The sequence below is a fragment of the Acidovorax sp. SUPP3334 genome (assembly GCF_030159055.1).
Classification (GTDB): Bacteria; Pseudomonadota; Gammaproteobacteria; order Burkholderiales; family Burkholderiaceae_C; genus Paracidovorax.
Map to the genome: position 1 here is coordinate 1 of NZ_BQXQ01000135.1, position 513 is coordinate 513.

Sequence of the window (513 nt, forward strand, 5' to 3'; positions counted from 1 at the left end):
AGAACAAGCTGTACGCTCTGCACGCCCCGCAGGTGGAGTGCATCGGCAAAGGCAAGGCCAGGAAGCCCTACGAGTTCGGCGTGAAGGTCAGCGTGGCGGTCACGCACAAGCAGGGCCTGATGGTCGGAGCGCGCAGCTTTACCGGCAACCCCTATGACGGCAACACTTTGAACGAACAGTTGGAGCAGGTGAGGATACTGATCGAGGACACAGCGATCAAGCCCAAGCAGATCGTCGTGGACCTGGGGTTCAGAGGTGTGGATGCGGACAACCCCGACGTGCAGATCATCCACCGAGGCAAATTCAAGAGTCCGCCCTGAACAATTCCGCTCTCAACCGCAGACAGGTCGACGGTCACCGTGTGCGGCGATCAATGCCGCGATGAGCGCCTGCATCGGCAGCCCGAATCGGGCGCAAAAAAGCCGCAGCGCGGCCAGGATCAGGCGCAGGTCGTGCCCGGCACCGCACATCACCGCATGCAGCGCATCGCCCAGTGCGCCCTTGAGCGGGTTG

Annotated in this window: 2 pseudogenes; one reads left to right on the forward strand and one right to left on the reverse strand. The window is 62.4% G+C overall.

Annotation, left to right across the window (positions count from 1 at the left end):
* Positions 1–302 (forward strand): annotated as a pseudogene (locus AVHM3334_RS23820) (transposase); the annotation flags it as partial.
* Between the two features lie 30 nt (positions 303–332).
* Here AVHM3334_RS23820 and AVHM3334_RS23825 read toward each other — a convergent pair.
* Positions 333–513 (reverse strand): annotated as a pseudogene (locus AVHM3334_RS23825) (IS5/IS1182 family transposase); the annotation flags it as partial.